At 72.0% G+C, this 26020-nt stretch carries 28 protein-coding genes and 1 tRNA gene; 13 read left to right on the top strand and 16 right to left on the bottom strand.

Annotated elements, in window-relative coordinates; genetic code table 11:
• Nucleotides 1-25: 25 nt before the first annotated feature.
• The 6 genes from D3P35_RS07095 to D3P35_RS07070 form a co-directional block, all read right to left on the bottom strand.
• Entirely contained in the window at nt 26-496 is a 471-nt protein-coding gene (locus D3P35_RS07095) for a MarR family winged helix-turn-helix transcriptional regulator (RefSeq protein ID WP_118133935.1), read from the bottom strand.
• Between the two features lie 67 nt (nt 497-563).
• Nucleotides 564-872 carry an antibiotic biosynthesis monooxygenase gene (locus D3P35_RS07090; RefSeq protein WP_118133933.1) on the bottom strand — a complete coding sequence of 103 codons (309 nt, stop codon included), beginning with the start codon at nt 870-872 and terminating at the stop codon, nt 564-566.
• A gap of 30 nt (nt 873-902) precedes the next feature.
• Complete coding sequence (locus tag D3P35_RS07085) at nt 903-1718, bottom strand: ATP-binding cassette domain-containing protein (protein WP_118133931.1); 816 nt, start codon at nt 1716-1718, stop codon at nt 903-905.
• On the bottom strand, nt 1711-2763 hold the full coding sequence (locus D3P35_RS07080; protein ID WP_198670498.1) for an iron ABC transporter permease: 1053 nt from the start codon (nt 2761-2763) through the stop codon (nt 1711-1713). The genes D3P35_RS07085 and D3P35_RS07080 overlap by 8 nt, the downstream gene beginning before the upstream one ends.
• Nucleotides 2753-3610 (bottom strand): hemin ABC transporter substrate-binding protein, encoded by an 858-nt coding sequence (locus tag D3P35_RS07075; RefSeq protein ID WP_118133929.1) that lies wholly within the window; start codon nt 3608-3610, stop codon nt 2753-2755. Before D3P35_RS07075 ends, D3P35_RS07080 begins: the two co-directional genes overlap by 11 nt.
• A complete protein-coding gene (locus D3P35_RS07070) occupies nt 3607-4686 on the bottom strand; it encodes a hemin-degrading factor (RefSeq protein WP_118133927.1) in 1080 nt (359 codons plus the stop codon). Before D3P35_RS07070 ends, D3P35_RS07075 begins: the two co-directional genes overlap by 4 nt.
• A gap of 251 nt (nt 4687-4937) precedes the next feature.
• On the opposite strand from D3P35_RS07070, the gene D3P35_RS07065 reads away from it, so the two are divergent.
• The 5 genes from D3P35_RS07065 (at nt 4938) to D3P35_RS07045 (ending at nt 8751) form a co-directional block, all read left to right on the top strand.
• Complete coding sequence (locus tag D3P35_RS07065; RefSeq protein ID WP_118133925.1) at nt 4938-5123, top strand: hypothetical protein; 186 nt, start codon at nt 4938-4940, stop codon at nt 5121-5123.
• A 98-nt stretch (nt 5124-5221) separates the two neighbouring features.
• Nucleotides 5222-5419, top strand: a complete 198-nt coding sequence (gene hemP / locus D3P35_RS07060; RefSeq protein WP_118134097.1) for a hemin uptake protein HemP — start codon at nt 5222-5224, stop codon at nt 5417-5419.
• A gap of 412 nt (nt 5420-5831) precedes the next feature.
• Nucleotides 5832-6341: a TRAP transporter small permease subunit gene (locus D3P35_RS07055; RefSeq protein ID WP_118133923.1), complete on the top strand. Its 510-nt coding sequence runs from the start codon at nt 5832-5834 to the stop codon at nt 6339-6341.
• The gene (locus tag D3P35_RS07050; RefSeq protein WP_118133921.1) at nt 6338-7663 is read left to right on the top strand and encodes a TRAP transporter large permease subunit; all 1326 of its coding nucleotides are present in this window, start codon (nt 6338-6340) and stop codon (nt 7661-7663) included. Before D3P35_RS07055 ends, D3P35_RS07050 begins: the two co-directional genes overlap by 4 nt.
• Before the next feature lie 41 nt (nt 7664-7704).
• Complete coding sequence (locus D3P35_RS07045; protein WP_118133919.1) at nt 7705-8751, top strand: TRAP transporter substrate-binding protein; 1047 nt, start codon at nt 7705-7707, stop codon at nt 8749-8751.
• Nucleotides 8752-9358: 607 nt separating this feature from the next.
• Here D3P35_RS07045 and pip read toward each other — a convergent pair.
• Nucleotides 9359-10267 carry a prolyl aminopeptidase gene (gene pip / locus D3P35_RS07040; protein ID WP_232830413.1) on the bottom strand — a complete coding sequence of 303 codons (909 nt, stop codon included), beginning with the start codon at nt 10265-10267 and terminating at the stop codon, nt 9359-9361.
• A 140-nt stretch (nt 10268-10407) separates the two neighbouring features.
• Between pip and ubiG the strand changes: the two genes are divergently transcribed.
• Entirely contained in the window at nt 10408-11145 is a 738-nt protein-coding gene (gene ubiG, locus D3P35_RS07035) for a bifunctional 2-polyprenyl-6-hydroxyphenol methylase/3-demethylubiquinol 3-O-methyltransferase UbiG (protein ID WP_118133915.1), read from the top strand.
• On the opposite strand, the gene D3P35_RS07030 is transcribed toward ubiG, so the two are convergent.
• Both D3P35_RS07030 and D3P35_RS07025 read right to left on the bottom strand, forming a co-directional pair.
• Nucleotides 11115-11705, bottom strand: coding sequence for a DUF2064 domain-containing protein (locus D3P35_RS07030; protein ID WP_118133913.1), 591 nt, complete (start codon nt 11703-11705; stop codon nt 11115-11117). The two genes, ubiG and D3P35_RS07030, sit on opposite strands and share 31 nt — an antisense overlap.
• A complete protein-coding gene (locus tag D3P35_RS07025) occupies nt 11698-12396 on the bottom strand; it encodes a glycosyltransferase (protein ID WP_118133911.1) in 699 nt (232 codons plus the stop codon). Before D3P35_RS07025 ends, D3P35_RS07030 begins: the two co-directional genes overlap by 8 nt.
• A 91-nt stretch (nt 12397-12487) precedes the next feature.
• Here D3P35_RS07025 and D3P35_RS07020 point away from each other — a divergent pair, with 91 nt between their 5' ends.
• Both D3P35_RS07020 and D3P35_RS07015 read left to right on the top strand, forming a co-directional pair.
• Nucleotides 12488-13315 carry a folate-binding protein YgfZ gene (locus D3P35_RS07020; protein WP_118133909.1) on the top strand — a complete coding sequence of 276 codons (828 nt, stop codon included), beginning with the start codon at nt 12488-12490 and terminating at the stop codon, nt 13313-13315.
• Between the two features lie 430 nt (nt 13316-13745).
• Nucleotides 13746-14261, top strand: a complete 516-nt coding sequence (locus tag D3P35_RS07015; protein WP_118133907.1) for a cupin domain-containing protein — start codon at nt 13746-13748, stop codon at nt 14259-14261.
• A 94-nt stretch (nt 14262-14355) separates the two neighbouring features.
• Here the strand turns inward: D3P35_RS07015 and D3P35_RS07010 are convergent, their stop codons facing one another.
• From D3P35_RS07010 to D3P35_RS07000, 3 genes are all read right to left on the bottom strand, one after another.
• Complete coding sequence (locus tag D3P35_RS07010) at nt 14356-15141, bottom strand: inositol monophosphatase family protein (protein WP_118133905.1); 786 nt, start codon at nt 15139-15141, stop codon at nt 14356-14358.
• Nucleotides 15142-15274: 133 nt separating this feature from the next.
• A complete protein-coding gene (efp, locus tag D3P35_RS07005; RefSeq protein WP_118133903.1) occupies nt 15275-15838 on the bottom strand; it encodes an elongation factor P in 564 nt (187 codons plus the stop codon).
• A 191-nt stretch (nt 15839-16029) separates the two neighbouring features.
• Entirely contained in the window at nt 16030-17985 is a 1956-nt protein-coding gene (locus D3P35_RS07000) for a bifunctional 2',3'-cyclic-nucleotide 2'-phosphodiesterase/3'-nucleotidase (RefSeq protein WP_118133901.1), read from the bottom strand.
• Nucleotides 17986-18249: 264 nt separating this feature from the next.
• Here D3P35_RS07000 and D3P35_RS06995 point away from each other — a divergent pair, with 264 nt between their 5' ends.
• Entirely contained in the window at nt 18250-19023 is a 774-nt protein-coding gene (locus tag D3P35_RS06995; protein WP_370030541.1) for an alpha/beta fold hydrolase, read from the top strand.
• Between the two features lie 297 nt (nt 19024-19320).
• Here the strand turns inward: D3P35_RS06995 and D3P35_RS06990 are convergent, their stop codons facing one another.
• From D3P35_RS06990 to D3P35_RS06980, 3 genes are all read right to left on the bottom strand, one after another.
• Nucleotides 19321-20631 (bottom strand): FAD-binding oxidoreductase, encoded by a 1311-nt coding sequence (locus D3P35_RS06990; protein WP_118133897.1) that lies wholly within the window; start codon nt 20629-20631, stop codon nt 19321-19323.
• A 37-nt stretch (nt 20632-20668) separates the two neighbouring features.
• On the bottom strand, nt 20669-22066 hold the full coding sequence (locus D3P35_RS06985) for a glutamine synthetase family protein (RefSeq protein ID WP_118133895.1): 1398 nt from the start codon (nt 22064-22066) through the stop codon (nt 20669-20671).
• A gap of 110 nt (nt 22067-22176) precedes the next feature.
• Nucleotides 22177-22253, bottom strand: a tRNA-His gene (locus D3P35_RS06980).
• A 155-nt stretch (nt 22254-22408) separates the two neighbouring features.
• On the opposite strand from D3P35_RS06980, the gene D3P35_RS06975 reads away from it, so the two are divergent.
• A complete protein-coding gene (locus D3P35_RS06975) occupies nt 22409-22627 on the top strand; it encodes a DUF6324 family protein (protein ID WP_118133893.1) in 219 nt (72 codons plus the stop codon).
• A gap of 233 nt (nt 22628-22860) precedes the next feature.
• On the opposite strand, the gene D3P35_RS06970 is transcribed toward D3P35_RS06975, so the two are convergent.
• Nucleotides 22861-23322 carry an MmcB family DNA repair protein gene (locus D3P35_RS06970; protein ID WP_232830412.1) on the bottom strand — a complete coding sequence of 154 codons (462 nt, stop codon included), beginning with the start codon at nt 23320-23322 and terminating at the stop codon, nt 22861-22863.
• Nucleotides 23323-23667: 345 nt separating this feature from the next.
• Between D3P35_RS06970 and D3P35_RS06965 the strand changes: the two genes are divergently transcribed.
• The 3 genes from D3P35_RS06965 to D3P35_RS06955 are packed head-to-tail and all read left to right on the top strand — an operon-like array spanning nt 23668 to nt 26017.
• Nucleotides 23668-24249, top strand: coding sequence for a 5-formyltetrahydrofolate cyclo-ligase (locus D3P35_RS06965; RefSeq protein WP_118133888.1), 582 nt, complete (start codon nt 23668-23670; stop codon nt 24247-24249).
• Between the two features lie 56 nt (nt 24250-24305).
• Nucleotides 24306-25121, top strand: coding sequence for a TIGR00282 family metallophosphoesterase (locus D3P35_RS06960; RefSeq protein ID WP_118133886.1), 816 nt, complete (start codon nt 24306-24308; stop codon nt 25119-25121).
• A complete protein-coding gene (locus D3P35_RS06955) occupies nt 25118-26017 on the top strand; it encodes a DMT family transporter (RefSeq protein ID WP_198670497.1) in 900 nt (299 codons plus the stop codon). The genes D3P35_RS06960 and D3P35_RS06955 overlap by 4 nt, the downstream gene beginning before the upstream one ends.
• The last annotated feature ends 3 nt before the right edge of the window (nt 26018-26020 follow it).

Raw genomic sequence — 26020 nt, 5'->3', positions numbered from 1 at the left:
CGGCGTCGGCCCGGGCAGGTCGGGCTCAGGGCGGGGCGGTGTCGGCCTCGCGGTGCGGGTCGGGCCCGGCCTCCGGATCGGTTTCGTGCAGCAGGCGGGAGGCCTCGTCGAGCATGCGGTCGAGCTCGACCTTGCCGGGGGTGCCCAGCAGCCGGGCCACCTCGGCCTGGGCGCGCGCCCAGAGCGGCTCGGCCAGCGCGATGCGCTCGGCCCCGGCGGGGGTGATGCGCACCGCCTTGGTGCGCCCGTCGCAGCCCTGGCCGATCGACACCCAGCCCTCGGCGGTGAGCGGCGCCAGCGCGCGGGTGACGGAGCTGCGCTCTGCCCCCACCGCCTCGGCCAGGTCGGCGATGCACAGGGGGCCGCGGCCGCGGATGGTCTCGAGAAGGGTCATCTGGGTGCCCTTCAGCCCCGCCTCGCGCAAGGCGGCGTCATAGATCTGCGAGATCTGCCGGGCGAGGCGGCGCACCCGGAAACATGTGCAATCGGGATCCATGCGCCTACATTAGTGCGCCTGCACGTTTCGGGCAAGCGGGGGCGCGCCGGCGCGCCCCCCACGGAACCTACGCCTCGAGGATCGACTCGAAGAGCTCCACCTGCGGGTGGCCCAGGGTCATCGGCTTGTTCTGCCCGGCGCCGGCATGGGCGCGGCGGAACTGCTCGGATTTCGTCCAGGCCTCGAAGGCGGCGCGGTCCTTCCAGATCGTGTGCGAGGCGTAGAGCGTGTGGTCCTCCGCCTCCGGCCCCTTCAGCAGGTGGAAGGAGACGAAGCCCGGCACCTCGTGCAGGTGGCTCTCGCGGCTGCGCCACACCTCCTCGAAGCTCTCGGTGGCCTCGGGCAGCACGCGGAAACGGTTCATGGCAAGGAACATCTGGGTTCTCCCTTCTGGTGTCCGGGCCGCTCAGCCCGGGCCGGGCGCCGGGGCGGCGCCGTAATGCGGCAGGATGCGCAGGGCGCCGTCCGGCCCGGTCTCGACCGAGACCTCTGTAGCGTAGAGCCGGCCGAGGCGCGAGGGGGTGCAGACCGCCCGCGGCGGCCCCAGCGCCACCAGCCGGCCGGCCTCCATCAGCCCGATCCGGTCGGCGAAGGCGGCGGCGAGGTTGAGGTCGTGCAGCACCGCCACCACGCCCGCACCGGCGCGCGCCTCGGCGGCGGCGATGCGCATGGTGGCGATCTGCTGGGCGATGTCGAGGCTCGCGGTCGGCTCGTCGAGCAGCAGCCAGTGCCCGCCGCCGAGCTGCCGCCCGGCGCGCAGCTGGGCGAGCGTGCGGGCGAGATGCGCGCGCAGCTGCTGCCCGCCCGAGAGGCGCGACAGCGGCACGCGGGCGCGGTCGGCGAGGCCCACGTCGGCCAGTGCGGTGGCGGCGATGGCCCGGGCCTCGGCCGGCGGGATGGCGCGGGGGATGGCAAGGCCGGCCAGCGCCTCGGCGGTGAAGGGCAGGGCGGTGGCGGGCGATTGCTCGAGCACCGCGCGCGCCCGCGCCAGCGTGGCGGCGGGGAGGGAGGTGATCTCCGCGCCGTTGAGCCGGGCGGCGCCGCGCTCCGGCGCCCTGTCGCCGGCGAGGACCGAGAGCAGGCTCGACTTGCCCGCGCCGTTCGGCCCGCAGAGGGCGAGCAGCTCGCCCGGGCGCACATCGAAGCTCACCGCGCTCAGCACCTCGCGGCCCGAAAGGCGCAGCGTGACGGTTTCCAGCGCGAGCGAGGCGGGTTCAGCCATGCGCCGCCCCCCGCTTGCGCAGCAGCAGCCACAGGAAGAACGGCCCGCCGATGAGGCTGGTGGCAAGGCCGATGGGGGGCTCCGCCGGCGGCACCGCGAGGCGGGTCGCGAGGTCGGCGAGGAGCAGGAGCGCCGTGCCCATTAGCGCGGAGACCGGCAGCACCGCCCGGTGGCCGGGCCCGCACATCAGCCGCGCCAGATGCGGCGCGACGAGGCCGATGAAGCCGATGGGCCCGGCGGCGGCGGTGGCAGCCCCGGTCGCGACCGCGGTCCAGAGCCCGGCGCGGAACTTCGCCCGCTCCACGTCGAGCCCGGCGTGGAAGGCGGCGCGCTCGCCGAGCTGGAACAGGTCGAGTGCCGCGGCGAGCGGCAGGAAGCGCGCGGCGGCGAGGGCGGCGAAGCCGAGTGCGACCAGCGCCACCGGCCAGCCCGCCCCGCCGAGCGAGCCCATCTGCCACAGCGAGAGGGTGCGCAGCGCCACGTCGTCGCTCACGTAGATCAGCCCGCCGATGCCGGCGAAGGCGATGGCGTTCACCGCCACGCCGGCGAGGATGAGGGTTGCCACCGAGGTGCCGGCGCGGCTGCGCGCGGCGAGGAAGACGAAGCTCGTCACCGCCGCGGCCCCGGCGAAGGCGCCGACGGGCAGCAGGTAGGGGCGCAGGCCCGGCGGAAGGGCCGTGGCGCCGCCGGCGAGCACGATCACCGAGACCGCGCCGAGCGCCGCGCCCGCGGTGACGCCGATCAGCCCGGGGTCGGCCAGCGGGTTGCGCAGCACGCCCTGCAGCGTGGCGCCCGACAGCGCGAGACTGGTGCCCGCGGCAAGCGCGAGCACCACCCGCGGCGCGCGGATCTGCAGCAGGATCGCCTCATGCGCCGGCGTGCCGTGGCCGGTGATCACCGCCAGCATCTCGGCCGGGGTGATGGCCACCGGGCCGAGCCCCAGCCCCGCGAGCGCCAGCACCAGCGTGAGTGCGAGCAGCAGCGGCGGGCCCAGGCTGCGGCCGGTGAGCCGCGGGGCCGGGATATCGGCGGCCTCAGAGGCCAAGGCGGTCGGCGTCCGCGGGGTGGAGGGCGCGCATCAGTTCGCGCAGTGCCGCGGGCGTGCGCGGCCCGTAGCCCACCAGCATCATGCCGTCCATCGCCACCAGCCGGCCTTCGCGTCCGGCCTCGGTCTGGGCGATGTCGGGGCGGGCGAGGATGGCCTCCGCCCCGCCGTAGCGGCCGAGGAAATCGCGCATCATCAGCACCACGTCGGGGGCGGCGGCGATGATCGCCTCGGGCGTCATCGGGCGGTAGCCCTCGATGCCCTCCACCGCGTTCACCCCGCCGGCGAGACGGATCATCTCGCCCGCCTCGGTGCCGCTGCCGGCCACCAGCGGCGCGCCTTCCTGCACCGCGAGCAGGAAGAGCACGCGCGGGTGGTCGGTGAAGCCCTCGGCGAGGCCGGCGAGCTCGGTCATCTCGGCCTCGAAGGCGGCGACCATCGGCTCCGCCCGCTCCGGCACGCCGAGGGCATCGGCGACGAAGCGGATCTTCTGCGGCACCACGTCCGGGGTGATGCCCTCGGGACCGGTGGCGATCTCGAGGCCCGCGGCGCGAAGCTGCTCCAGCACCGGCGGCGGGCCGGCCTCGGGCCCGGCGATCATCAGGTCCGGCGCCTGGGCCAGGATGCCCTCGGCGGGCAGGGCGCGCAGGTAGCCCACCTTGGGCAGCGCCTCCACCGCGGCGGGGTAGTTCGACGTGGTGTCGGCCGCCACCACCCGCGCGCCCTCGCCGAGGGCGAAGGCGATCTCGGTGAGGTCGCCGCCGGCGATAACCACCCGCTCCTGCGCCGCGGCTGCCGTGGTGAGGAGGGCGGCGAGCAGCGCTGGGGCCAGGCGACGGGCGATCATGCCGGCACCGGGTCTTCGAGCCCGGCGACCAGGGCGCGCCAGTCCTCGCGCTCCGGCTGGCCGGGCTTGCGGGCGCCGAAGAACATGCAGACGCAGAAGCCGGTGTCGTCGAAGAGCTCGACCGAGGTCACGATGCCGTCGGAGGTGGGCTTGCGCACCACCCAGGCCCCGGCCACCGCGTCGGTGCGCAGGTGCAGGTTGAAGCGCGGGTCGAGCACGTTGATCCAGGGGCCGTGCGGCCGGATGGTGGCCACCGGGCCGGTGTGGATCTGGATGGTGCCGGCATTGCCCACGAAGACCATGATCGGCAGGCCCGCGGCGGCCGCGCCCTCGAGCAGCCGGGTCTCGGCGCCGGGGGCGAGGGGCGTGGCGAAGGCGGGGTCGGCGAGGCGCAGCGCCTGCTGGCGTCCGACATCGTGGCGGCGCAGCATGCCGAAGAACTCGTGCGTGTCCTGCATCGCCGCCCAGTCGGCGCGCAGGGCGGCGGTGTCGACGGCGCTGTCCGGCCGGTCGGGGCGCGCGGGGGTGGCGGGCTCGACGGTGAGCGGGGCGGCGGCGGCGGCCTCTGCCGGCATCTCCCAGGTCTCGATCAGCGCGTCGAAGGCGGTGCGGTCGGTCGCGTCGGTGGCGTAGATCTTCTGGATCGCGGTGCCCGTGGCGTCGAAGAACTGCAGCGAGATGCGGTCACCGGAGGCGACCTGCTCGCGCACGGCAAAGCCCGAGGCCCAGCGGTTCAGGAACAGGCGCAGGTCGATCTCGGGGCCCAGCACCAGCCCGGCGCCGCCCTCGAAGCTCAGCGCCTCGAAGCGGCCGTGGCGCTCGTGCACGCAGGCCTCGTTGCGGGTGAGGGACATGATGTCGCCCACGCCCGGGAGCGCTTCCAGAACGGGGGCGAAGCCCCGCTCGGGGTCGGGGCGCAGGCGGCGGGCCTCGCCGCCGGCGCGCTTCGCGTCCACCAGAAGGGCCTCGGGCACCCCCAGCTGGGCGGCCGCGTCGCGGGCGCGGCGGGTGCCGCCTTCCGAGACCAGGGCCGTGTACCGGGCGAAAAGGGCGGAGGGATCGGGCGATTCGAGCATATGGGTCCATCCTCGGGGTGGGGGGCGGGACGCGCGGCCAGCGCAGCGTCCGGGGGGCGGGCACGGTGCACTGGCTTCCCGCACCGGCAAGGCCTGCCGCGGGTGGCTCGATGGTCTCAGCTACCGTATTCCGATCAAAACTGTCAACATGAGCGCGCGCGGCGAATTGACTGACAAAAGTATTTTTGTCAGGTTAATGGCAGCGTCCGGATCACCCGGCACGCGCAGTTTGCATGTCCCGGGGGGATCCGATGGTCATCTATCTCGAAGCGGTATCGGGCCGGCCGGGCCGCCGTGGCGCCGCGGCGGCCGTGGAGCCCGGAAGCGCCGGGCGGCGGGCCGAGGGGCTCGAGCTCCTGCGCGACAGCCTGGGCTGGCTGGTGCCCGTGGAGCTCTCCCTCGAGCATCTGCTCGACCGGCTGGAGACCCGGTCATGAGCGAGGACGACCGGCGGCAGCGGCCACCAGCGCAGGATCGCGAGCAGGAGCCGGTTCGCGACAGCGAGGCCGGCTGCGGCGCCGGGCGCGAGGGCGGCATGGCGCCCGCCTCTCCCTCCGCCGACGCCCGGGCCAGCGCGGAGGCGCAGGCCGCGGCCCTGCAGTTGCTCGACACCGCCCCGCGCCACGAGGTGCGCGAACTCACGGCCGGCGGCACCGAGGCGGTGATCATGCTCGATGGCAAGAGCTACCTGCTGCGCATCACCCGCCAGGGCAAGCTTATCCTCACGAAGTGAACGGTGGCGCCATCCCGCGCCGGCGTCGGGGCGGGGCGGAACGCGGCCCCCGCCGGATGCCATGCATCCGGCGCAGGAGCGGCTGTGCCGCTCCCCGGACCGGGGCGTGCCCCGGTCCCGGGCCGCTGCGCGGCGCTCTGCTCCGGCCGGTCGCTTCGTCGGTGCGGCGGGGATGGGGAGATGCACGTAATCGGGCAACGGCGATCCATGTGCGTCAGTTGTGTGCAGAACGGGACGAGAGACAGCCCTGAAAATCGGCAGGGGGGATTGACGGGCCGTTCAATATCCGGATTGATGATCCGCGGTTCTGCCGTGGAGATCTCCGTTTGTCCGAGCTGACGTTCCTCCCGATCCTGCCAAACAGGCTGCCGGGGCCCGCTGTCGAAGCCTTCCCGGCGGGGGCGACGGGCTGATGCCGGCCTTCCTCCTGGCCTACATCCGCTGGGTCGAGCGGGTGAACCGCGTCATCGGCCGCGCGGCCATGTACCTGATCTTCGTGATGATGGGCATCCTGCTGTGGTCCTCGGTGTCGAAGGGCGTGTTCCTGCCCTCGCTCTGGACGCTCGAGATGGCCCAGTTCGTGATGACCGGCTACTACCTGCTTGGCGGGCCCTACTCGATGCAGCTCGGCGACCATGTGCGCATGGACCTGCTCTACGGCCGCTGGAGCCCGGGGGCCAAGGCCTGGGCCGACGGCATCACCTGCCTGTTCCTGATGTTCTACCTCGCGCTGCTGTTCTACGGCGCCGTGTCCAGCACCGCCTACGCACTGGAATACGGCGAGCGCAGCTACTCGAGCTGGCGGCCCTACATGGCGCCGATCAAGCTGGTGATGTGCCTCGGCATCTTCCTGATGCTGCTGCAGGCCAGCGCCGTGTTCCTGCGCGACATCGCGCGCATCCGCGGCGAGGAAATCGCATGAGCTACGAGATGATCGCGCTCACCATGTTCGCCTCGCTCATGGTGATGCTGCTCACCGGGCAGCGCGTGTTCGGCGCCATCGGCTTCGTGGCGGTGGTGGCCTCGCTGCTGCTCTGGGGCGACGGCGGCTCCGAGCTCGCCTTCTCCGCCGCGATGAAGCTGATGAAATGGTACCCGCTGCTCACCCTGCCGCTGTTCATCTTCATGGGCTACATGCTGTCGGAGAGCGGCATCGCGAGCGATCTCTACCGCGCCTTCCACGTGTGGTTCGGCGGCCTGCGCGGCGGGCTTGCCATCGGCACCATCGGGGTGATGGTGGTGGTTTCGGCGATGAACGGGCTTTCGGTGGCGGGCATGGCCATCGGGGCGACCATCGCGCTGCCCGAGCTGCTGCGCCGCGGCTATGACAAGGTGATGGTGACCGGGGTGGTGCAGGCCGGCTCCTCGCTCGGCATCCTGGTGCCGCCCTCGGTGGTGCTGGTGCTCTACGGCATGATCGCGCGCCAGCCGGTGGGGCAGCTCTGGCTCGCTGGCGCGCTGCCGGGGCTGCTGATGGCGGCGCTCTTCGTGATCTACATCGCCGTGCGCTGCCGGCTGCAGCCCTCGCTCGGCCCCGCCCTCGCGCCCGAGGAGCGCGACATGCCGCTGTCGCAGAAGCTCGGCCTGCTGCGCGCCGGCATCCTGCCGCTGCTGATCTTCTTCCTGATGACCGGCCTGTTCCTGATGGGGGTGACGAGCCTGGTGGAGAGCTCGGCAGTGGGCGCGCTCTCGGCCATGGGGGCGGCCTTCATCCGCGGCCGGCTCACCCGCAAGGTGATGGAGGACACGCTGCGCCAGACGCTGGGCATCTCCTGCATGTTCATGTGGGTGATCCTCGCGGCCCTGTGCTTCGGGCAGGTGTTCGACGGGCTGGGCGCCGTGCGCTCCATCGAGGCGCTGTTCGTGGATGAGTGGGGCCTCAGCCCCTGGCAGGTGCTCATCCTGATGCAGGTCACCTACATCATCATGGGCACCTTCCTCGACGACACGGCGATGCTGGTGATCGTGGCGCCGCTGTTCATCCCGCTGGTGGGGGCGCTCGGGTTCGACCTGGTGTGGTACGGGGTGCTCTACACCATCACCTGCCAGATCGCCTACATGACGCCGCCCTTCGGCTACAACCTGTTCCTGATGCGGGCCATGGCGCCGCCGGAGATCTCGCTCTCCGACATCTACCGCTCGGTGCTGCCCTTCGCCCTCATCATGCTCATCGCGCTGGCGCTGGTGACGATCTTCCCGCAGATCGCCCTGTGGCTGCCGCAGCATGTCCAGACGCGGGGCTGAGCCCCTCCCGCGCGCCGTTTCAAAACAGGGAGACAAGAGCAATGACCAAGAGACGCGAATTCCTGCTGGGCGCCGCGGCGGCCGCCACCGGCACCACGCTCGCCGCGCCTTACGTGAAGGCGCAGAGCCCGATCAGGTGGCGGCTGCAGACCTATGCCGGCCCGGCGCTGGCCGAGCACGTGATCAAGCCCTCCATCGACAGTTTCAACAAGGTGGCGCAGGGGCAGATGGAGATCGAGCTCTACTTCGCCGACCAGCTGGTGCCCACGGGCGAGCTGTTCCGCGCCATGCAGCGCGGCACCATCGACGCCGTGCAGTCGGACGATGATTCGATCGCCGCTCCGGTGGATGTCTCCGTCTTCGGCGGCTACTTCCCCTTCGCAACGCGCTACTCGCTCGACGTGCCGGTGCTGTTCAACCAGTGGGGCCTGCGCGAGATCTGGGAGGAGGCCTACGGCGAGATCGACGGGGTGACCTGGCTCTCCGCCGGGGCCTGGGACCCGTGCCATTTCAACACGAAGGAGCCGATCCGCTCGCTGGCCGACCTCGAGGGCAAGCGGGTGTTCACCTTCCCCACCGCGGGCCGCTTCCTGTCGCGCTTCGGCGTGGTGCCGGTGACCCTGCCCTGGGAGGACGTGCAGGTGGCGGTGCAGACGGGCGAGCTCGACGGCATCGCCTGGTCGGGCATCACCGAGGACTACACCGTGGGCTGGGCCGACGTGACGCCCTATTTCCTCACCAACAACATCTCCGGCGCCTGGTGCGGCAGCTACTTCGCCAACACCGAGCGCTGGGAGGAGCTGCCCGACCACCTCAAGGAGCTGTTCCGCCTGTGCATGGACAGCTCGCACTACTACCGCCAGCACTGGTACTGGGGCGGCGAGGCCAAGCTGCGCGTGGAGGGTACCAAGATGCAGCTCACCTCCATCCCCGACGAGGAATGGGACACGGTCGAGGCCGCCGCCCACGAGTTCTGGGACGAGATCGCCGCCGAGAGCGAGCGCAACGCCCGCGTGGTGCAGATCCTGAAGGACTACAACGCCGCGATGGCGAAGGCCGGGCGGCCCTACCGCTACGGCAAGGCCTGACGGCTGCCATCCCCCTGTCTGCCCGGGCGCCTGGCCCGGGCAGCGCCTTCGGATCGGGGGGCGCAGGCGATCGGCATCCCTTGCCCGGGCGCCCAGCCCGGGCCGCGCCCGACCCTCCCCCCGGGAGGGCGCTTTGGCGATGTGGCTCGCCGCACAGCCATCGTCCGGGGCTTTCGGGATAAACCGCTGACCACCGACTTGGTGGCGCCCACCCAGGGCCGGGCGCTGCCCTGTGGAGAGGGCGGGACATTGGCGTCTTGCCGGCCCGGGCGCCTGGCCCGGGCAGCGCCCGACCCTCCCCACGGGAGGGCGCACTGGCGATGTCACTCGCCGCACAGCCCTCGTCGGGGGCTTTGAGATAAACCGCTGACCACCTGCGTGGTGGCGCCCACCCAGGGTCGGGCGCTGCCCTGCGGAGAGGGCGGGACATTGGTGTCTACCCGCCCGGGCGCCCAGCCCGGGCAGCGCCCGACCCTCCCCCGGGAGGGCGCTTTGGCGATGTCGCTCGCCGCACAGCCATCGTCCGGGGCTTTCGGGATAAACCGCTTACCACAGGTGTTTCCGCGCCCACCCAGGGTCGGGCGCTGCCCTGCGGCGAGGGGGGGACTCAGCGCTCGCGCAGGCGGTCCATGATGCTCACCAGCTCGGCGGTTATCCCAGGCTCGGAAAGCGCGTGGCCGGCGGCCATCACGAGGGAGAGCTCGGAGCCCGGCCAGGCCTGATGCAGCGCCCAGGCGGCGCGCGGCGGGCAGATCAGGTCGTAGCGGCCCTGCACGATGTAGCCGGGGATCTGCTCGATCAGCGGCATGTCGCGCAGGATCTGGCCGTCTTCCTCGAGGAAACCACGGTTCACGAAGTAATGATTCTCCAGCCGCGCGAAGGCGCGGGCGTATTCGCCCGCCCCGCCGCGGCCCACCACCGGCCCGGGGTCGAGGGCGGCGAGCCCGCTCTCCCAGGCCACCCAGGCGCGGGCGAAACGCACCTGCTCCTCGTGGCTCGGCCCGAAGAGGCGCGCGTGGTAGGCGGCGATCAGGTCGCCCTGTTCCTCCTCCGGGATCATGTCGCGGAAGGTGGCCCAGCGTTCGGGCCAGAAGGCGCCGGCCGCGCCGCCGTAGAACCAGTCGAGCTCCTGCTGCGTCATCAGGAACACGCCGCGCAGCACCAGCGCCTTCACCCGCTCGGGGTGCTTCTGGGCGTAGAGCAGCGAGAGCGTGGCGCCCCAGGAGCCGCCGAACACCGCCCAGGAGCCGATCTCCAGCCGCTCGCGGATGCGCTCGATGTCGCCCACGAGATGCCAGGTGGTGTTTTCCTGGATGGAAGCGTGCGGCCGCGAGCGCCCGCAGCCGCGCTGGTCGAACAGGATGATGCGGTAATGCTCGGGGTCGAAGAAGCGCCGCATCCCGGGGCTGCAGCCCCCGCCGGGCCCGCCATGGAGAATGACCACCGGCGCCCCTTTCGGATTGCCGCATTCTTCGACATAGATCGTGTGGCCACCGGGCATCTCGAAGAGGTGCATCCGGTACGGTTCGAGCGGCGGATAGAGACCCCGTCTCGGGTCGGCGCCATCATGTGTCACGTTTTCGCGCATGGTTGCACTATGTCATAACGCGGGCGGCGGGAAAATCCATACTCCCGAAGTCGCGGCAGGAGAGAAAGATGCAGACAACCGTCGATACCGCAGAAATCGCCAAGTTCGAGGCCATGGCGGCGGAGTGGTGGGACCCGAAGGGCAAGTTCAAGCCCCTGCACATGCTCAACCCCTGCCGGCTGGGCTACATCACCGACCAGATCGCGGCGGAATTCGGCCGCGACCTTTCCGCGCCCAGGCCCTTCGAGGGGCTGCGCCTGCTCGACATCGGCTGCGGCGGCGGGCTGCTCTGCGAGCCGATGGCCCGACTCGGCGCCTCCGTCACCGGGGTCGACGCGGCGGAGCGCAACATCCCCGTGGCGCGCATCCACGCCGAGCAGTCCGGGCTCGACATCGACTACCGCGCCGGCACGGCCGAGGAGATGGCCGCCGCCGGCGAGCAGTTCGACGTGGTGCTGAACATGGAAGTGGTCGAGCACGTGGCCGACCCCCAGGCCTATCTCGACGCCTGCGCCGCCCTGCTGCGCCCCGGCGGCATGATGATCTGCTCCACCATCAACCGCAATCCCAAGAGCTTCGCCATGGCCATCGTGGGGGCGGAATGGGTGATGCGCTGGCTGCCGAAGGGCACGCACGAGTGGCACCGCTTCATCACGCCCGACGAGCTCTTCGCACTGATCCGCACCGCGGGGCTGGAGCCGGTGGACCGCACGGGCTTCGTGTTCAACCCGCTGGGCTGGAGCTGGAGCCTCTCGCAGCGCGATCTCTCGGTGAACTACGTGACCACCAGCCTCAAGGCCGGCTGACGCGGCGGCTCCTCCGCCGCCGGAGGGCCGGGAGGGGCAGGCTCGTCGAGCGGGGTGACGAAGGCCACGCGCTGGCCCTGCAGCCCGGCCAGCGTGTCGCCCAGCACGTGGCGGCTGTGCCAGCGCACGTCGCGGAACAGCGCTCCGGGCACCGGCCGGCCGGCGCGGGCGAGGCCCATCAGCCAGTAGCCGCCCTCCGGTGTGGGGCCGAACACCGCGTCGGCCCGGGTGAGGGCCGCGAAGGCCTCGGCGATCTGCGCGCGCCCGATGCCGGGCACCCGGCTGTCGACCAGCAGCACGGGCCCGGGCGGGGTGGCGCGCAGCAGCCGGGCCAGCGCCTCGCCCTCGGGGGCGGCGCAGGAACGGGGCGCGGGGCAGCGGCTCGCGTCGAGCACGCTCCAGCGCCGGTCATGCGCGAGGCGCCGGTGCAGCGCGCGCTCGCGCAACCGGGCCAGCGGGAAGGACAGGCGGGGCCGCTCCAGCGCGCCGGTCGAGGGCGCCGGTGCCAGCCCGGGCCGGGTGCCGAGCAGCAGGACCGTCCGGCAGCGGCCGTCAGCCATTGCGCCCGCCCCGGGCGAGGCGCCTGAGCGGCGTTCCGGCCCGCGTCCCGAGACTGTGGGCGGCGAGCCCCAGCCAGTGCCGCAGCCCGCCGGTCCACCAGCCCTGCGCGCGGTAGGGTTCGGCCGCGGCGGTCACCTCGGCATCGAGGGGCAGCAGCTGGCCGGAGAGGGCGCGCGCCAGGGCCACGTCCTCGAACCGCGCCGCCTCCGGGTAGCCGCCGGCGCGCTCGTAGAGGCCGCGCGGCACCAGCAGGCCCTGGTCGCCCAGCGGCAGGCCAAGCACGCGCGAGCGCCAGTTCGCCCAGCCGGCCACCAGCGCGGGGGCGAGGCCGGGCGCATCGAAGCGCAGGCGGAACCAGCCAGCCTTGCCCGGACGGGTGCGGATATGCCCGCTCACCGCCTCGATCCAGCCGGGGCCGGGCACGCTGCCCGGGTGCAGCACCAGCAGCCAGGCGCCGCGCGCCTCGGCCGCCGCGGCGGCGAGCTGGTGGCCGCGCCCGCCCGGCGCATGCACCACCCGCGCGCCCAGTTCCTCGGCCAGTTCCTCGATCCCGTCGCCGGAGCCGCCGTCGGCGATGATCAGCTCGCGCAGCAGCCCGGCGCCGAGCCCGTCGTAGAGCGCGCGCAGGCAGGGCCCGAGGCTGGCCGCCTCGTCCTGCGTGGGGATGATCACCGAAATCGGAGCCGACATGCGTGACGATACCTTGCCATGACTGTTGAGGATTTATACCTGTCCGGATCGGGTTGCGCGACACTCGAGTTTGCCGATGGAGGGTGTAATCATGCCGACCGAGCCGCTTGGGGCCACCGCGACGGGTGGGTTCTTCGACGATACACGCGCCATCCTGCGCCTCTCGGGGCCGGATGCGCGCGAGCTGTTGCAGGGGCTGGTGACCAACGATGTCCGCCGGCTGGGGGAGGGCGCGCCCCTCTACGCGGCGCTGCTGAGCCCGCAGGGCAAGTTTCTCCATGATTTCCTGCTGGTGGCCGACGGCGCGGATGTGCTGCTCGACACCGATGCCGAGGGGGCGGAGGCGCTGGCCCGCCGTCTCGCCATGTACCGGCTGCGCAGGGACGTGACCATCGCCGACTCGGGCCTCGGCGTGGCGCTGCTGCCGCAGGGCGCCGCGCCGCCCGCGGGGCTGCTCGCCGTCACCGACCCGCGCGAGCCCGCGCTCGGCCTGCGGGTCTACGCGCCGGCCTCCGCGCTCGACCTGCCCGTGGATGCCGCGGCCCGCGCCGCGCACGAGGCGCTGCGGGTGCGGCTGGGCGTGCCGGCCACCGGGGCGGAGCTGCGCCGCGACGAGACCTTCATCCTCGAGGCCGGGTTCGAGCGGCTGCACGGGGTCGATTTCCGCAAGGGCTGCTACGTGGGCCAGGAGGTGACGGCGCGCATGAAGCACAAGGCGGAGCTGCGCCGTGGCCTCGTGCGCCTCGCGGTCGAAGGAACTGCCCCGCCGCCGGGCGCCGAGATCAGCAATGCCGACGGCAAGTCTGTCGGCACCATCGGCTCTGTCGCAGGCGGCGAGGCGCTGGCGCTGGTGCGGCTCGACCGGGCCACGGGCGAGATGCGTGCCGGCGAGGCGGTGTTGCGCCGCATCGAGGCCTGAACGCCGGCTTGCGGGCCCGCCATCGGAGCATTGAGCGGCGCCCGGGCGAGGCGCCCGGTCGCGGCCCTCGGGGAGCGAAGCACCCCGCTGCGCGCACGGCGCTGCCGCCCGCGGGCCGGGTGAGCCGCCGGGCCTGCCGGCCATGCGCGCGAACACACGCCGCGCGCGCATCTGCCAGCCTTGTACCGGGAGGGGCGACGCGCGTGACGCCGGGCGAACAGGCGCGAGGCGCGTCATCCCCGAAGCCCGAAGCCCGAAGCCCGCGGCGGGCAATTCCTGTCTGCGGCAGGCGCACCGGATGGCAGTCGGCACCGCACCGCGGCCGACCGGACACGCGCCGGCGCCCCGGTCGGCTCGGCCGATCGGGCGGAACCGTGGCGCGAGCCGCGCGTTCGGCCGGCAGAGAGATCGGACATGGGAGGGCCGCGGGATGAGTGGAAACTGCGAGGTGATCACCCGGCATTTCGCCGATGACGGCGTGATCCCGAACAACCCCGGGCTGGCCGTGGTCATCCTGCGCGGCGCGCTGGACCCGGGCCTCGGTGCGCCGGGGGTGCAGCGCGTCCTGGCGGCCAACGGCTGGGGCGGCGGATGGGTGTGGACGGTGTTCGACTACCACCACTGGCATCCGGACGCGCACGAGGCGCTGTCCGTCTCCGCCGGCACGGCCGAGTTGATGCTGGGAGGCCCGACGGGCGAGCGTTTCACCGTGAGCGCCGGCGACACGCTGATCCTGCCCGCCGGCACCGGCCATTGTCGTCTCTCCTCCAGCCCGGATTTCGAGGTCTGCGGCGCCTACCCGCCGGGCCAGGAGCGTTTCGAAACCCGCCGCGGCCGCCCGGAAGACCGTGGCGACGGCCCCGCGCTGATCGCCCGCGTGCCGCTGCCCGCAACGGACCCGGTCTTCGGCGCCGACGGCCCGCTGATGACGGCGTGGCGTCGGTAGGGGGGGCGCGGAGGCGCGCGGACGCCTGTCACGAAAACGCCCCGCGTCGCGGTGCGAGCGGGGCGTCCGGGATACGCGGGCCGCGGCCCCGGGGTCAGTCCACCAGCAGCTTGCGCAGGGGCGCGTACATCGGCTCGTTGGCGCAGAGCACGGAGCCGGCTTCCAGGATGTCGGCCTCGCCCATGCCGCCGAGGAAACCGCCCGCCTCGCGCACGATCACGACGCCCGCGGCGATGTCCCAGATGTTGATCGAGCGCTCCCAGTAGCCGTCGTAGCGGCCGGCGGCGACATAGGCCATGTCGAGCGCGGCAGAGCCCATGCGGCGCACGCCCGAGCACTGCGGCAGCAGGCGGCCGAGGTCGCGCAGGGTGGCGGGCAGGTCGCCCTTGCCGGCGAAGGGCAGGCCGGTGGCGAAGAGGCAGCCGATCATCTCGCGCCGGCCGCTCACCCGCAGGCGGCGGTCGTTGAGCCAGGCGCCGGAGCCCTTCTCGGCGGTGAACATCTCGTCCTTGATCGGATCGTAGATCACGCCGGCCACGATCTCCCCCTTGTGCTCCAGGGCGATGGAGATCGCCCAGTGCGGCAGGCCGTGCAGGAAGTTCGAGGTGCCGTCCAGCGGGTCGACGATCCAGCGGCGCGTGGGGTCCTTGCCGGTCACGGCGTCGCTTTCCTCGCCCACCCAGCCGTAGTTCGGCCGGGCTTCCATCAGCTCCTCGCGGATCACCTGCTCGGCCTTGATGTCGGCGCGGGACACGAAGTCGCCGGCGGATTTCATCGAGACCTGCAGGTTCTCCACCTCGCCGAAATCGCGCACCAGGCCGCGGGCCGCCTTGCGGGCCGCCTTGATCATCACGTTGAGATTCGGGGATGCGGTGCTCATGGGTGTTCGGTCCTTCCGGGTCGGGTCCTGTTCCGCATACAACCGGGGCGCGTTCGCGCGCAAGCGCCGGAGGGGCGAAACGCAAAACCCCCGGCCGGGCCGGGGGCTGCTGTGTCACGGGGCCGGGCGCGGCTCAGGCGCGCTCGACGTACTCGAAGGTCTCGGTGTTGACGATGATCCGCTCGCCCTGCGCCACGAAGGGCGGCACGGTGATGCGCACGCCGTTGTCGAGCGTGGCCGGCTTGAAGCTGTTCGCCGCGGTCTGGCCCTTCACCACCGGCTCCGTCTCCTCGACGGTGCAGGTCACCTTCTCGGGCAGGGAGACGTTCAGCGCCTCCACGTCGTAGTACTCGATGGTCACGGTCATGCCGTCCTGCAGGAAGGGGCGGCGGTCGCCCAGCAGGTCTGCCGGCAGGGCGATCTGCTCGAAGGTCTCGCTGTCCATGAAGGTCAGCATGCCGTCGCTCTCGAAGAGGAACTGCTGGTCCTTCTGCTCGAGGCGCACCTGTTCCACCTTGTCGGCGGAGCGGAAGCGCTCGTTGAGCTTCGAGCCGTTGCGCAGGTTCTTCATCTCGACCTGGGCGAATGCGCCGCCCTTGCCGGGCTTCACGTGGCTCACCTTCACCGCGACCCAGAGGCCGCCATCATGTTCCAGCGTGTTGCCGGGACGGATTTCATTGCCGTTGATCTTGGCCATCGGTTCCTCGAAAGAATGCAGCCGCGCCGGGAAGGCGCGCAATCGTCCGCGGTCCCTATAGCGGCGGCGCCGCGCTCTGGCAAGCCGGGAGGGCGCGTGGGGGGCCGGGCCGGCCGGCGGCAGCCGGCCCTTGCCCGACGGGGCTCGATGCCCCCGAGGGCAAGACGCCCGGCCGGGCCCCCGCGCCGGGGTCAGAGGGTGATGCGGTAGCGCGCGAACCCCTCCGCGCCCTCGCCGGCCTCCGATATGTCCACTCCCTTCACCTGCCCCAGATGCTCCCGCCCCTTCGGCCCGCTCTCGAACAGCACCGTGGCGCCGCCCGCCGGGGCGAAGCGCCAGTTGCCGTCGGCCGAGGGGTTCACCGTGCCCTTCTCCACGATGTAGCGCACCAGCACGTCGCGGTTGGTGTCGGGCCCGACGAAGATGATGGTCGAGCCGTCGCAGCCGGGGAAATTGCCGCCGCCGCCCGCGCGGTAATTGTTGGTGGCGACGACGAATTTCTGCCCTTCGTCCAGGGGCTTGCCGTCCCGCATCAGGTTCACGATGCGGTGCGTGTCGGGGTTTGCCAGTTCGCCCTTCGCGGTGTAGCGCGGCGGCTGCGTGAGGTCGATCTCGTAGCTCACCCCGTCGATCACGTCGAAATTGTAGGAGGGGAAGCCGGGGTTGAGCAGCACCGCGTCCTCCGCCCCCTCGGGCACCTGGTTGAAGATGCCGGCCGACATCTCCAGCCATTCGCGCACCGTGGCGCCGTCGATCAGCACCGCGCGGATGGTGTTGGGGTAGAGGTAGAGGTCGGAGACGTTCTTGATCGCCACCGGCCCCGGCGCCACGTCGGTGTAATACTCCGGGCCGCCGCGGCCGCCGGCCTTGAAGGGGGCGGCGGCAGAGAGGATGGTGAGCCCTTCCCACTCGGTGCCGCGCATCATCTCGGCCACATAGGCGCTCTGCGCCTGGTTCACGATCTGCACCGAGGGGTCGTCCGCCACCAGCGCGAAGTAGGAATGCAGCGGCGCCGAGGTCTCGCCCACCGGGCGGCGGATGTAGGCGAGCGTCGCCTCGTGCTCGGGGCGGATGGCGTCGAGCACCGCCGCATCGCTCTCGACGAGGGGGATGTTCTCCTTCTCCACCCGCTCGTAGATCGGCCGCGCGCCGGTCTCGGCGGAGAGCACGCGCCAGCCCGCGCCGTCGCGCTCCAGCATCAGGTCGATGAGCCCCATGTGCGAGCCCCAGAAGCCGCCCATGGTGGCGGGCTTGCCCTGCAGCGTGCCCTTCTCCGGGTCGATGCCGGCGGCGGCGTCGAACTTCGGGCCGGGGAAGACGAGATGGCTGTGCCCGGTCACCACCGCGTCGATGCCCTCCACGCCCGCCACGTGCCAGGAGGCGTTCTCCATGTGCTCGGCCTCGGGGCGCGGGTCGATGCCGGAATGCGAGAGGGCGACGACGATATCCGCCCCCGCCTCGCGCATCTCGGGCACCCAGGCCCGGGCGGCGGCGAGGATGTCGCGCGCGGCGAATTTCCCCTCGAGGTGCTTCTGGTCCCATTGCAGGATCTGCGGCGGCACGAAGCCGATGAGCCCGATGCGGATCGGGTGCGTCTCGCCCGCGCCGTCGGTGACCTCGCGGTCGAGCAGCACGTAAGGCTTCAGGTGCAGGGCGTCCTCGCGCGGGGCGGCGCCGAGGCTTTTCGCGAAATTCGCGCAGACCACGGGGAAATTCGCGCCGGCGTTCACCTTGTCGAGGAAGCCCACGCCGTAGTTGAACTCGTGGTTGCCCAGCGTGCCGCAATCGTAGCCCAGCACGTTCATCGCCTGGATGACCGGGTGCAGGTCGCCCTCCTTCATGCCGCGCTCGTAGGCGATGTAGTCGCCCATCGGGTTGCCCTGCAGGTAGTCGCCGTTGTCGACCAGGATCGAGTTGGTCGATTCGGCGCGGATGTCGCGGATGATGGCGGCGGTGCGGGCGAGGCCGTGGGTGTCGGTCGGCCGGTCGGCGTAATAGTCGTAAGGGTAGACATGCACGTGCAGGTCGGTGGTCGAGAGCACGCGCAGGTGGGCCTGGCCGGCGGCGGCGCGGGCGGAGAACGGGTGGAGCGAGATCATCGCGCCGCCGGCGGCGGCACCGAGGAGGAAGGAGCGGCGGTCGAGCATGGGGGATCCTTCTGCGCAAACGGGCGGGGCGACCTGCGTAGGATGGTTTTCGGGCAGGCGTGTGACAGGGCGTGCCCTTCAGCGGCCTGCCCCCGGCGGCGGCCGCAGCCCCGACGATGCCGCCGTGCCGGCGCCCGCGCAACGGTTTTCGCGCCGCCCCCGCGCCCTGCCGCGGTGCAGGTTTCAAATGCGCGGCGAATTGCTCTACATCCCCGGGGAGGACAGCCTTCGGGCGCAACCCGGCGAGGAGACCCGCGCATGACCCTGCTCAACCATGACATCTACGCGCCTGAGGGCGAGGAGACCGCACCGCCGCTGGTGATCGTGCACGGGCTCTTCGGCTCGGCGCGGAACTGGCGGGCGATCGCGCGCAAGCTCGCCGCCGCCCGCCGCGTGGTCGTGGTCGACCAGCGCAACCACGGCGACAGTTTCCACGCCCCCGGCCACAGCTACGACGACATGGCGGGCGACATCGCCGCGGTGATCCGCGAGCTGTGCGGCGGCACGGCCGACCTGCTGGGCCACTCGATGGGCGGCAAGGCGGCGATGGTGCTGGCGCTGCGCGAGGGGGCGCTGCTGCGCAAGCTCATCGTCGCGGATATCGCGCCGGTGTCCTACAGCCACAGCCACGCGGAGTTCATCGCCGCGATGCGCAAGGTGGACCTCGGCGCGGTGACCGCCCGGGGCGAGGCGGATGCGCAGCTCGCCCGCGACATCGACGACCCTGCGATGCGCGCCTTCCTGCTGCAGAGCCTCGCGGTGACGCCGGAGGGCGCGCGCTGGAAGCTCAACCTCGACGCGCTCGACGCGGTGATGGAGGAGGTGATCGAGTGGCCGGGCACGCAGGGGCGCTTCGACGGCCCGGCGCTGTTCCTGCACGGCGAGAAATCGCCCTACGTGCGGCCAAAGCACGAGGAGGCGGTGCGCGCGCTGTTCCCCGCCGCCGAGTTCGAGACGCTGGCGGGCGCCGGCCACTGGTTGCATGCGGAGAAGCCGCGGGAGTTCATCGCCGCGGTGGACGCGTTCCTCACCCGCTGAGCCCGTCGCGATACGGAGACCGGCCCCGGGCGGGGCCGGTCACGCCTCCTGTCTCGGGCTCCGCGTGCCGCGGATCCTCTTGGGGGAAGGGGGCTTCGGGTCGGGCCCGGGCTGCGCTTGCCCCGAGGCGCGGCGCGGGGTGAGGCGCCTGCCGGAATCGCGCGCCCGGGACCGTCACTCGGGCAGTCGTCCGGGGCGCTCACGCGGTGCAGTCACTCGCGGTGGCTGCGCGCGGCGGTCGCCCGGGGTGGTCTCGGACCGGGCAACCTCGCCCGGGGCGGGCCGCGCTGCCGCCGGTCAGAGACGGTCGCGCAGCGAGAACCACAGCATTCCCAGCGACATGAGCGCGTGGCGGAAGCCGGGGCCGCCGGGGAAGGGCTTTGTCGGCAGGCCGGCCATCACGTCGAAGCGTTCGGCCTGGCCGGCGATGGTCTCGGCGCCGATCTGGCCGGCCATGGTGGCCATGGCCACGCCCGAGCCGGAGTAACCGGACAGCGACAGGATGTTGCCGCCCACGCGCCGGAAGCAGGGCAGGCGCGACCAAGTGATGCCCAGCGTGCCGCCCCAGCCATGCGTGACCTTCACGTGCGAGAGCTGGGGATAGAGGGTGAGCATGCGGCGGAACACGCTTTCCTTGATGTCGTCGGGGAAGCGGTAGCCGTAGCTCTCGCGGCCGCCGAAGATCATCCGCCGGTCCTCGGACAGGCGCCAGTAGTTCACCACGAAACGGGTGTCGAAGATGGCGACATCGTCGCGGTTCACCTCGGCCGCCAGCTCCTCGGAGAGCGGCTCGGTGGCGATGACATAGGAGTTGATCGGCTGCACCCGGGCGTTGGTTTCCGGCTCGAGGTCGCCGATGTAGCCGTTGCAGGCGAGGATGAGGTGGTCGGCGGTCACCGAGCCGCCCTCGGTGCGCACGGTCACCTTCGGGCCCTGGCTGATGCCGGTCACCTGCGAGCGCTCGTTGATCACCGCGCCGGCGGAGAGCGCCGCGGCGGCGAGGCCGCGGGCGAAGTTGAGCGGGTGGATGTGGCCCGAGGCCATGTCGATCATGCCGGCGGAGAACACCTTCGTGCCCAGCATGTCGGAGACTTCCGCGGGCTCGAGGTAGCGCACGGAGTGGTAGTCATACTCGGAGCGCAGCTTCTCCACGTAATGTTTCGCGTGGGAATCGAAGCGCTTGCGATGGTTTGCCTCCATCACGCCGGGCTTGTAGGCGCAGTCGATGCCGTGGCGGTCGATCAGGTCGCGCACCAGCTGGGCGGCGCCGGTGCCGATGTCGAAGGCGCGGCGGGCATGCTCGCGCCCCACCATCTGCTCGATCTCGTCCTGGGCGATGCGCTGGCCGGAGGCGACCTGGCCGCCGTTGCGCCCCGAGGCGCCCCAGCCGGCGCGATGCGCCTCCAGCACCCGCACGGAGAAGCCGCGCTCGGCGAGATGCAGCGCCGCCGAGAGCCCGGTGAAGCCGCCGCCCACCACGCAGACATCGGCGGTCACGTCGCCGGCAAGGGGCGGCTGGTCGGGGAAGGGGCGGGCGCTCTCGGCGTACCAGGAGGGGGCGTGCTGGCCCGGGCGGTCGTTCCAGTGGAGAAGGTCGGCGCTGCTCATCGGGGGTCTTTCAGGCTTCGGTATCGGGGCAGGGGGCTCAGACGTTGAGCAGCAGGTGCTCGCGCTCCCAGGGGCTGATCACGCGCATGAACTGGTCATGCTCGGCGCGCTTCACCGCGGCGTAGATGTCGACGAACTGGGGGCCGAGCACCTCGCGCATGTCCTTCGAGCCGCCAAGCGCGTCCACCCCGTCGAGCAGCGAATAGGGCAGGTCGCGGGCGCGGGTGTAGCTGTCGGTCTCGAAATCCACCTTCACGCGCGGCTTGATCTGCTGGGTCATGCCCAGGTAGCCGCAGGCGAGGCAGGCGGCGAGGGCGAGGTAGGGGTTCGCATCCGCCCCCACCACGCGGTTTTCCACCCGGCGGCCGCGCGGGCTCGCCTGCGGGCTGCGCAGGCCGGTGGTGCGGTTGTCCTCGCCCCAGTCGAGGTTGATGGGGGCGGACCAGCCGGGCACCAGCCGGCGGTAGGAGTTTACGTAAGGCGCGGCGAGGGCGGCGGCGGCGTGGAAGAACTGCTGCTGGCCGCCGACGAAGAAATTGTAGAGGTCGGAGGCCTTGCCGTCGGGCAGGGAGAACACGTTGTTGCCCGCCTGGTCCTCCACCGACATGTGGATGTGCATGGCCGAGCCGGGCTGGTCGGAATAGGGGCGGGCCATGAAGGTGGCGTAGCAGCCGCAGCGCAGGGCGGCCTCGCGGATCAGCCGCTTGAAGAGGAACACCTCGTCGGCGAGCTTCATCGGGTGGCCGTGGATGGTGTTGATCTCGAGCTGGGCGGCGCCCGATTCCTGGATGATCGTGTCGATCTGCAGGTTCTGCGCGTCGGCGTAATCGTAGATCAGCTCGATCACCCGCTCGTATTCATCGACCGCGGAAAGCGAGAAGGCCTGGTTGCCGTGGCTGCGCCGGCCGGAGCGGCCCACCGGCGGCTCGAGCGGCAGGTCGGGGTCGGTGTTGGGCTGGGTGAGGTAGAATTCGAGCTCGGGCGCCACCACCGGCACCCAGCCCTTCGCCGCGTAGAGCTCGCAGACCCGCCGCAGCACCTGGCGGGGCGCGACCGGGAAGACGTTGCCGTCGCGGTCCTGCACGTCATGGATGATCTGCAGCGAGGCGTCGGTGGCCCAGGGCACGGCGCGGGTGGTGGAGAGGTCCGGCACCAGGGTGAGGTCGCTGTCGGTGTAGAGGGCGGAGCCCACCTCCTCGGCGTAGTCGCCGTTGATGGTGGAGAAGAACATCGAGGTGGGCAGCTTGATGCCGGTTTCCCGGATGAATTTCGCCGCCGGCATCACCTTGCCCCGGGCGATTCCCGCGAGGTCGGGGGTGACGCATTCGATTTCCTCCACACGGTATTCGCGGATCCAGTCGCGCAGGCCATCGAAATCGTCGGAGGAAAGATTCGGGGAAACCGAAAGGCTGAGAGAGCCTGATTGGGAATTCATGGACCACCATGCATGGGTTGCTTCGGAAAAACCGTAACAGCCGCGTTGCACGGGGGAAAGGGGGCAAGGCTGCGGGAAGATGCAGGCCAGAACACCGGGCAAGAGGGGTATGGTACCGACGCCCCGGCTCGAACGGGGGACCCCTAGATCCACAATCTAGTGCTCTAACCAACTGAGCTACGTCGGCACGCGGGGCTCATCTACGGCAGCCCGACGGGGAATGCAAGCCCCCGTTCGCCCCCGCCCGTACGCAATCCGCGACAGGCGGGGGCGCCGGCGGGCTTGCGCCCGTCTGCGCGGCACTCTAGCAGGAAACGGAAGCCACGCGAAACGGAGACAGACATGGGCATCGACCGCGAGAGCGACACGCCGGCCGGCATCCAGATCGGGCCCACCAGCCTGGGGATGGTGCGCATCTACATCGAGGGCGACGGCATCGACCTGCCGCTCGACTTCGACCCCGAGGAGGCCGAGGAGATCGCCGAGGAGCTGCGCGCCGCCGCCGAGCGGGCCCGCGCGGCGGCCAAGCCCAAGAAGGGCGGCGGCAAGGGCCGCAAGTAAGCCGCGCCGCGCCGGGCATGCCGATGCGCCGCCCGGCGCGGTGAAAAGACACCCGCGGGGGGCTCGGGAGAGGCGCCCCCGCGGTGCCAGGCCGCGACCCCACCGGCCCGCGCAAGCGCCTGGCGGGCGCCGCGGGGCACGGGCGCTTCGCCTTCCGGCGCGGATGACGCGAGAGAGGCGGGAGCGCCAGGCATCGCGGGGCAGCTTGCCTGCGGCGGGCGCAGCACCCGGGGTCAGGCGCCGCCCGTGAGCTCCTGCGGCCATGGGTCGAGCAGGCGGCGCAGGCGCTCGGCGCCGCTGCGCGCGAAGCGCCGGGTGAGGGCGGTGCGCCTTGCGGCCGGCAGCCGGCTCTCCGCCCCCATGCGCAGGATCTCGCCGTCATACGGATCGGCGATCACGAGGCCGCTCTCCTCGGGCAGGATCTCGGCCGGGAACTCCGCGTCCACCGCCCAGAAGAACCGGTCGCACCACTCCAGGTAGCCCTGCCATTTCGCGTCCGAGCGGTAGTCCGCCAGGCCGGACTTGCACTCCACGATCCACAGCTCGCCCTTCGGCCCCAGCGCGAAGATGTCTGCCCTGAGCCCCGGGCCGGGCACGAATTCGGTCACGGGCGCGAAGCCCACGCGCATCAGCATCCGGCAGGCGCCGCGGGCGAGCGCCTGGCCGGGCATCATCTGGGGGAGGGTATCCTGCATGGTCTTAACGGAACACAAAGGGAACGGGCCTGTCAACGCCGGGGGGCGTGCGAATTTCCTGCCCGCCCCCCTGTAAATCGTCCCGGGCGGGCGCTACATCTCCCCTTGGCGGGTGCTGTCCTTCCCGTGCGGGGACATTTCCTGGTGGCCTATTCATGCTCGAGGGAGCTGGCTCTGTGACTGGCCGTGGCCTATCGCACCTGGCGCCCACCTGGTTATCCAGGCTCTCGAGGATCTGACGCCTCCACGGTCGCGACGGGCCCGCCGCCCTTCTCCACGCTCCGCTTTACGCAGGCCCGGCCCTCTGCCATGCAGGGGGCGGTTTTCGCATGGGGAGGCGCCGGGATGATTGCCGAGGTGAAGGCGCAGGCGCGCCGCGACGGGTTCGAACGCCGGGCCGCGGCGCATGCGGCAGGGGCAGGCCTCGCGGGGGCGGCGGCGGCGGCACGGCTTCTGGGCCTTCTCGACGCCCGCGCCGGCGAGGGCGCGCCGGCGCCGCGCATCGCCTCGGGCTACCTGCCCATCCGCACCGAGATCGACCCGCGCCCGGCGATGGAGGCGCTGCTCGACCGCGGCCTGCGCGTCTGCGTGCCGGTGATCGTGGAAAAGGCCACGCCGCTCGCCTTCCGCGAATGGAACCCCGGCGCCGCGCTGGTGCCCGGGCCCTTCGGCGCCGCCGTGCCGGCGGAGGGCGCGTGGCTGGAGCCGGACCTGCTGCTGGTGCCGCTGGTGAGCTTCGATGCCGGGCGCAACCGGCTGGGCTACGGCGGCGGGTTCTACGACCGCACGCTGGCGCAGCTCCGCGCCCGGGGGCCGCGCCTCGCGCTCGGTTTCGCCTACGAGGGCCAGCGCTGCGCGGCGGTGCCGCTGGAGCCCACCGATGCCCCGCTCGACGCGGTGGTGACCGAGGCCGGCGTGATCGCCTGACCGTGCGCGGTGACATGCGTCTTGCCGGGCGGGGGTGCTGCGGATAGAGCAGGAGCATGCGTATTCTCTTTCTAGGCGATGTCGTGGGCCGCGCCGGGCGCACCGCGATCACGGAAAACCTCAACCGGCTGAAGACCGAGTGGCGGATCGACTTCGCCATCGTGAACGGCGAGAACGCGACCTCGGGGCACGGGCTCTCGGCGGCGCATGCCGCCCTGCTGTTCGAGGCCGGGGCCGATTGCGTGACCCTCGGCGACCATGCCTTCGACCAGAAGGACATGCTCACCCATATCGAGCGCGACGAGCGCATCGTGCGGCCGCTCAACATCTCGAAACAGGCGCCGGGGCGCGGCGCGCGCATCTTCGAGGCCAGCCGCGGGCGCCGGGTTCTGGTGATGCAGGCGCTGGGCCGGGTGTTCATGAAACAGCCCTACGACGACCCGTTCTCGGCGCTCGAGGCCGAGCTGCGCCGCCACGCGCTGGGTGCTGCCGTCTCGGCCATCGTGGTCGACATCCACGCCGAGGCCACCTCCGAGAAGATGGCCATCGGGCACTGGTGCAACGGCCAGGCCTCGCTGGTGGTGGGCACCCACACGCATGTGCCCACGGCCGACGCGATGATCCTCTCGAAGGGCACGGCCTATCTCAGCGATGCCGGCATGTGCGGCAGCTATGACAGCGTGATCGGCATGGACGCGGGCGAGCCGCTGCGCCGCTTCGTGACCGGCATGCCGGGCGGGCGCTTCACCCCGGCGGAAACCCCCGCCACCCTCGCCGGCGTGGTGGTCGAGACCGACGACCGCACCGGCCGGGCCACCGGCGTATGGGCGGTGCGCTCGGGCGGGCAGCTCGCGGAGGCCGCGCCCCGATGAACGTGCCCCGGCTCTCGGCGATCCTGCTCGGCGTGGGCGCGGTCTGGGGGCTCGGCATTCCCGTCACCAAGATCGCCACCTCGACCGGCCACGACCCGCTGGGCATGGCGGTGTGGCAGCAGGGCTTCGCGCTCGTGATCCTGCTTCCCATCGCGCTGCTGCGCGGCTCGCCCCTGCCGGTGGGGCGGCGCGAGCTGGGGTTCTGCGCCGGGGTGGGGGTGTTCGGCACCCTGCTGCCCTCGGTGCTCTCGCTCTCGATGCTGGCACATCTGCCGGCCGGCATCGCGGTGGTCGCGGTCTCCACCGTGCCGCTGTTCTCGCTGATGCTGGCCACGGCGCTGAGGCTCGACCGGCCCACGCCGCTGCGGCTGCTCGGGGTGGTGCTGGGGCTGGCGGCCATCGTGCTGCTCGCCTCGCCCGAGGCCCTGCCGGACCCGGGTGCGGCGCCCTACCTGCTGCTCGGCATCGGCTCGGCCCTGGCCTACGCGGTGGAAGGCAGCTGGGTGGCGCGGCGCAGCCCTCCGGGGCTCGACCCGGTGACCATGCTCATCGGCGCCGTGGCGATCTCGCTGATGATCTCGCTTCCCGTGGCCATGGCGACCGGCCGCACGCTCGACCTCTCCGGCCCCTGGGAGGGGGCGGAGTGGGCGCTGGCCGGGGGAGCGGCCATCAACGTGCTGGGCTACGTGGGCTACATCTGGCTGATCGGCGCCGCCGGGCCGGTGTTCTCGGCCCAGGTGGGATATGTCGTCACGGTTGCCGGGGTGTTCTGGAGCATGCTGGTGCTCAGCGAGGGCTATACTTCCGCGGTCTGGGCCGCGCTGGGGCTCGTTCTGCTCGGCATCGCGCTGGTGCAGCCCCGGGCCGGGCCGCCGGCAGGGCGCGGGCCGGCCTGAGCC

It is taken from the genome of Oceanicella sp. SM1341, from assembly GCF_003448965.1.
GTDB lineage: Bacteria > Pseudomonadota > Alphaproteobacteria > Rhodobacterales > Rhodobacteraceae > Paroceanicella.
The sequence above is the reverse complement of the archived record's forward strand: the minus strand, read 5'-3'. Positions and strand labels throughout refer to the sequence as shown.

Coding starts and splice junctions, on each gene's coding strand:
- D3P35_RS07045 (WP_118133919.1), top strand. CDS start 7,705: ATGACCAAGAGACGCGAATTCCTGCTGGGCGCCGCGGCGGCCGCCACC.
- D3P35_RS07010 (WP_118133905.1), bottom strand. CDS start 15,141: ATGAGCACCGCATCCCCGAATCTCAACGTGATGATCAAGGCGGCCCGC.
- D3P35_RS07075 (WP_118133929.1), bottom strand. CDS start 3,610: ATGATCGCCCGTCGCCTGGCCCCAGCGCTGCTCGCCGCCCTCCTCACC.
- D3P35_RS07015 (WP_118133907.1), top strand. CDS start 13,746: ATGAGTGGAAACTGCGAGGTGATCACCCGGCATTTCGCCGATGACGGC.
- D3P35_RS07025 (WP_118133911.1), bottom strand. CDS start 12,396: ATGTCGGCTCCGATTTCGGTGATCATCCCCACGCAGGACGAGGCGGCC.
- D3P35_RS07055 (WP_118133923.1), top strand. CDS start 5,832: ATGCCGGCCTTCCTCCTGGCCTACATCCGCTGGGTCGAGCGGGTGAAC.
- pip (WP_232830413.1), bottom strand. CDS start 10,267: ATGCACCTCTTCGAGATGCCCGGTGGCCACACGATCTATGTCGAAGAA.
- D3P35_RS07000 (WP_118133901.1), bottom strand. CDS start 17,985: ATGCTCGACCGCCGCTCCTTCCTCCTCGGTGCCGCCGCCGGCGGCGCG.
- D3P35_RS06990 (WP_118133897.1), bottom strand. CDS start 20,631: ATGAGCAGCGCCGACCTTCTCCACTGGAACGACCGCCCGGGCCAGCAC.
- D3P35_RS06965 (WP_118133888.1), top strand. CDS start 23,668: ATGATTGCCGAGGTGAAGGCGCAGGCGCGCCGCGACGGGTTCGAACGC.
- hemP (WP_118134097.1), top strand. CDS start 5,222: ATGGCGCCCGCCTCTCCCTCCGCCGACGCCCGGGCCAGCGCGGAGGCG.
- D3P35_RS06960 (WP_118133886.1), top strand. CDS start 24,306: ATGCGTATTCTCTTTCTAGGCGATGTCGTGGGCCGCGCCGGGCGCACC.
- D3P35_RS07070 (WP_118133927.1), bottom strand. CDS start 4,686: ATGCTCGAATCGCCCGATCCCTCCGCCCTTTTCGCCCGGTACACGGCC.
- D3P35_RS07030 (WP_118133913.1), bottom strand. CDS start 11,705: ATGGCTGACGGCCGCTGCCGGACGGTCCTGCTGCTCGGCACCCGGCCC.
- D3P35_RS07085 (WP_118133931.1), bottom strand. CDS start 1,718: ATGGCTGAACCCGCCTCGCTCGCGCTGGAAACCGTCACGCTGCGCCTT.
- D3P35_RS06955 (WP_198670497.1), top strand. CDS start 25,118: ATGAACGTGCCCCGGCTCTCGGCGATCCTGCTCGGCGTGGGCGCGGTC.
- D3P35_RS07090 (WP_118133933.1), bottom strand. CDS start 872: ATGTTCCTTGCCATGAACCGTTTCCGCGTGCTGCCCGAGGCCACCGAG.
- D3P35_RS06975 (WP_118133893.1), top strand. CDS start 22,409: ATGGGCATCGACCGCGAGAGCGACACGCCGGCCGGCATCCAGATCGGG.
- D3P35_RS06970 (WP_232830412.1), bottom strand. CDS start 23,322: ATGCAGGATACCCTCCCCCAGATGATGCCCGGCCAGGCGCTCGCCCGC.
- D3P35_RS07095 (WP_118133935.1), bottom strand. CDS start 496: ATGGATCCCGATTGCACATGTTTCCGGGTGCGCCGCCTCGCCCGGCAG.
- D3P35_RS07065 (WP_118133925.1), top strand. CDS start 4,938: ATGGTCATCTATCTCGAAGCGGTATCGGGCCGGCCGGGCCGCCGTGGC.
- ubiG (WP_118133915.1), top strand. CDS start 10,408: ATGCAGACAACCGTCGATACCGCAGAAATCGCCAAGTTCGAGGCCATG.
- efp (WP_118133903.1), bottom strand. CDS start 15,838: ATGGCCAAGATCAACGGCAATGAAATCCGTCCCGGCAACACGCTGGAA.
- D3P35_RS06985 (WP_118133895.1), bottom strand. CDS start 22,066: ATGAATTCCCAATCAGGCTCTCTCAGCCTTTCGGTTTCCCCGAATCTT.
- D3P35_RS07050 (WP_118133921.1), top strand. CDS start 6,338: ATGAGCTACGAGATGATCGCGCTCACCATGTTCGCCTCGCTCATGGTG.
- D3P35_RS07020 (WP_118133909.1), top strand. CDS start 12,488: ATGCCGACCGAGCCGCTTGGGGCCACCGCGACGGGTGGGTTCTTCGAC.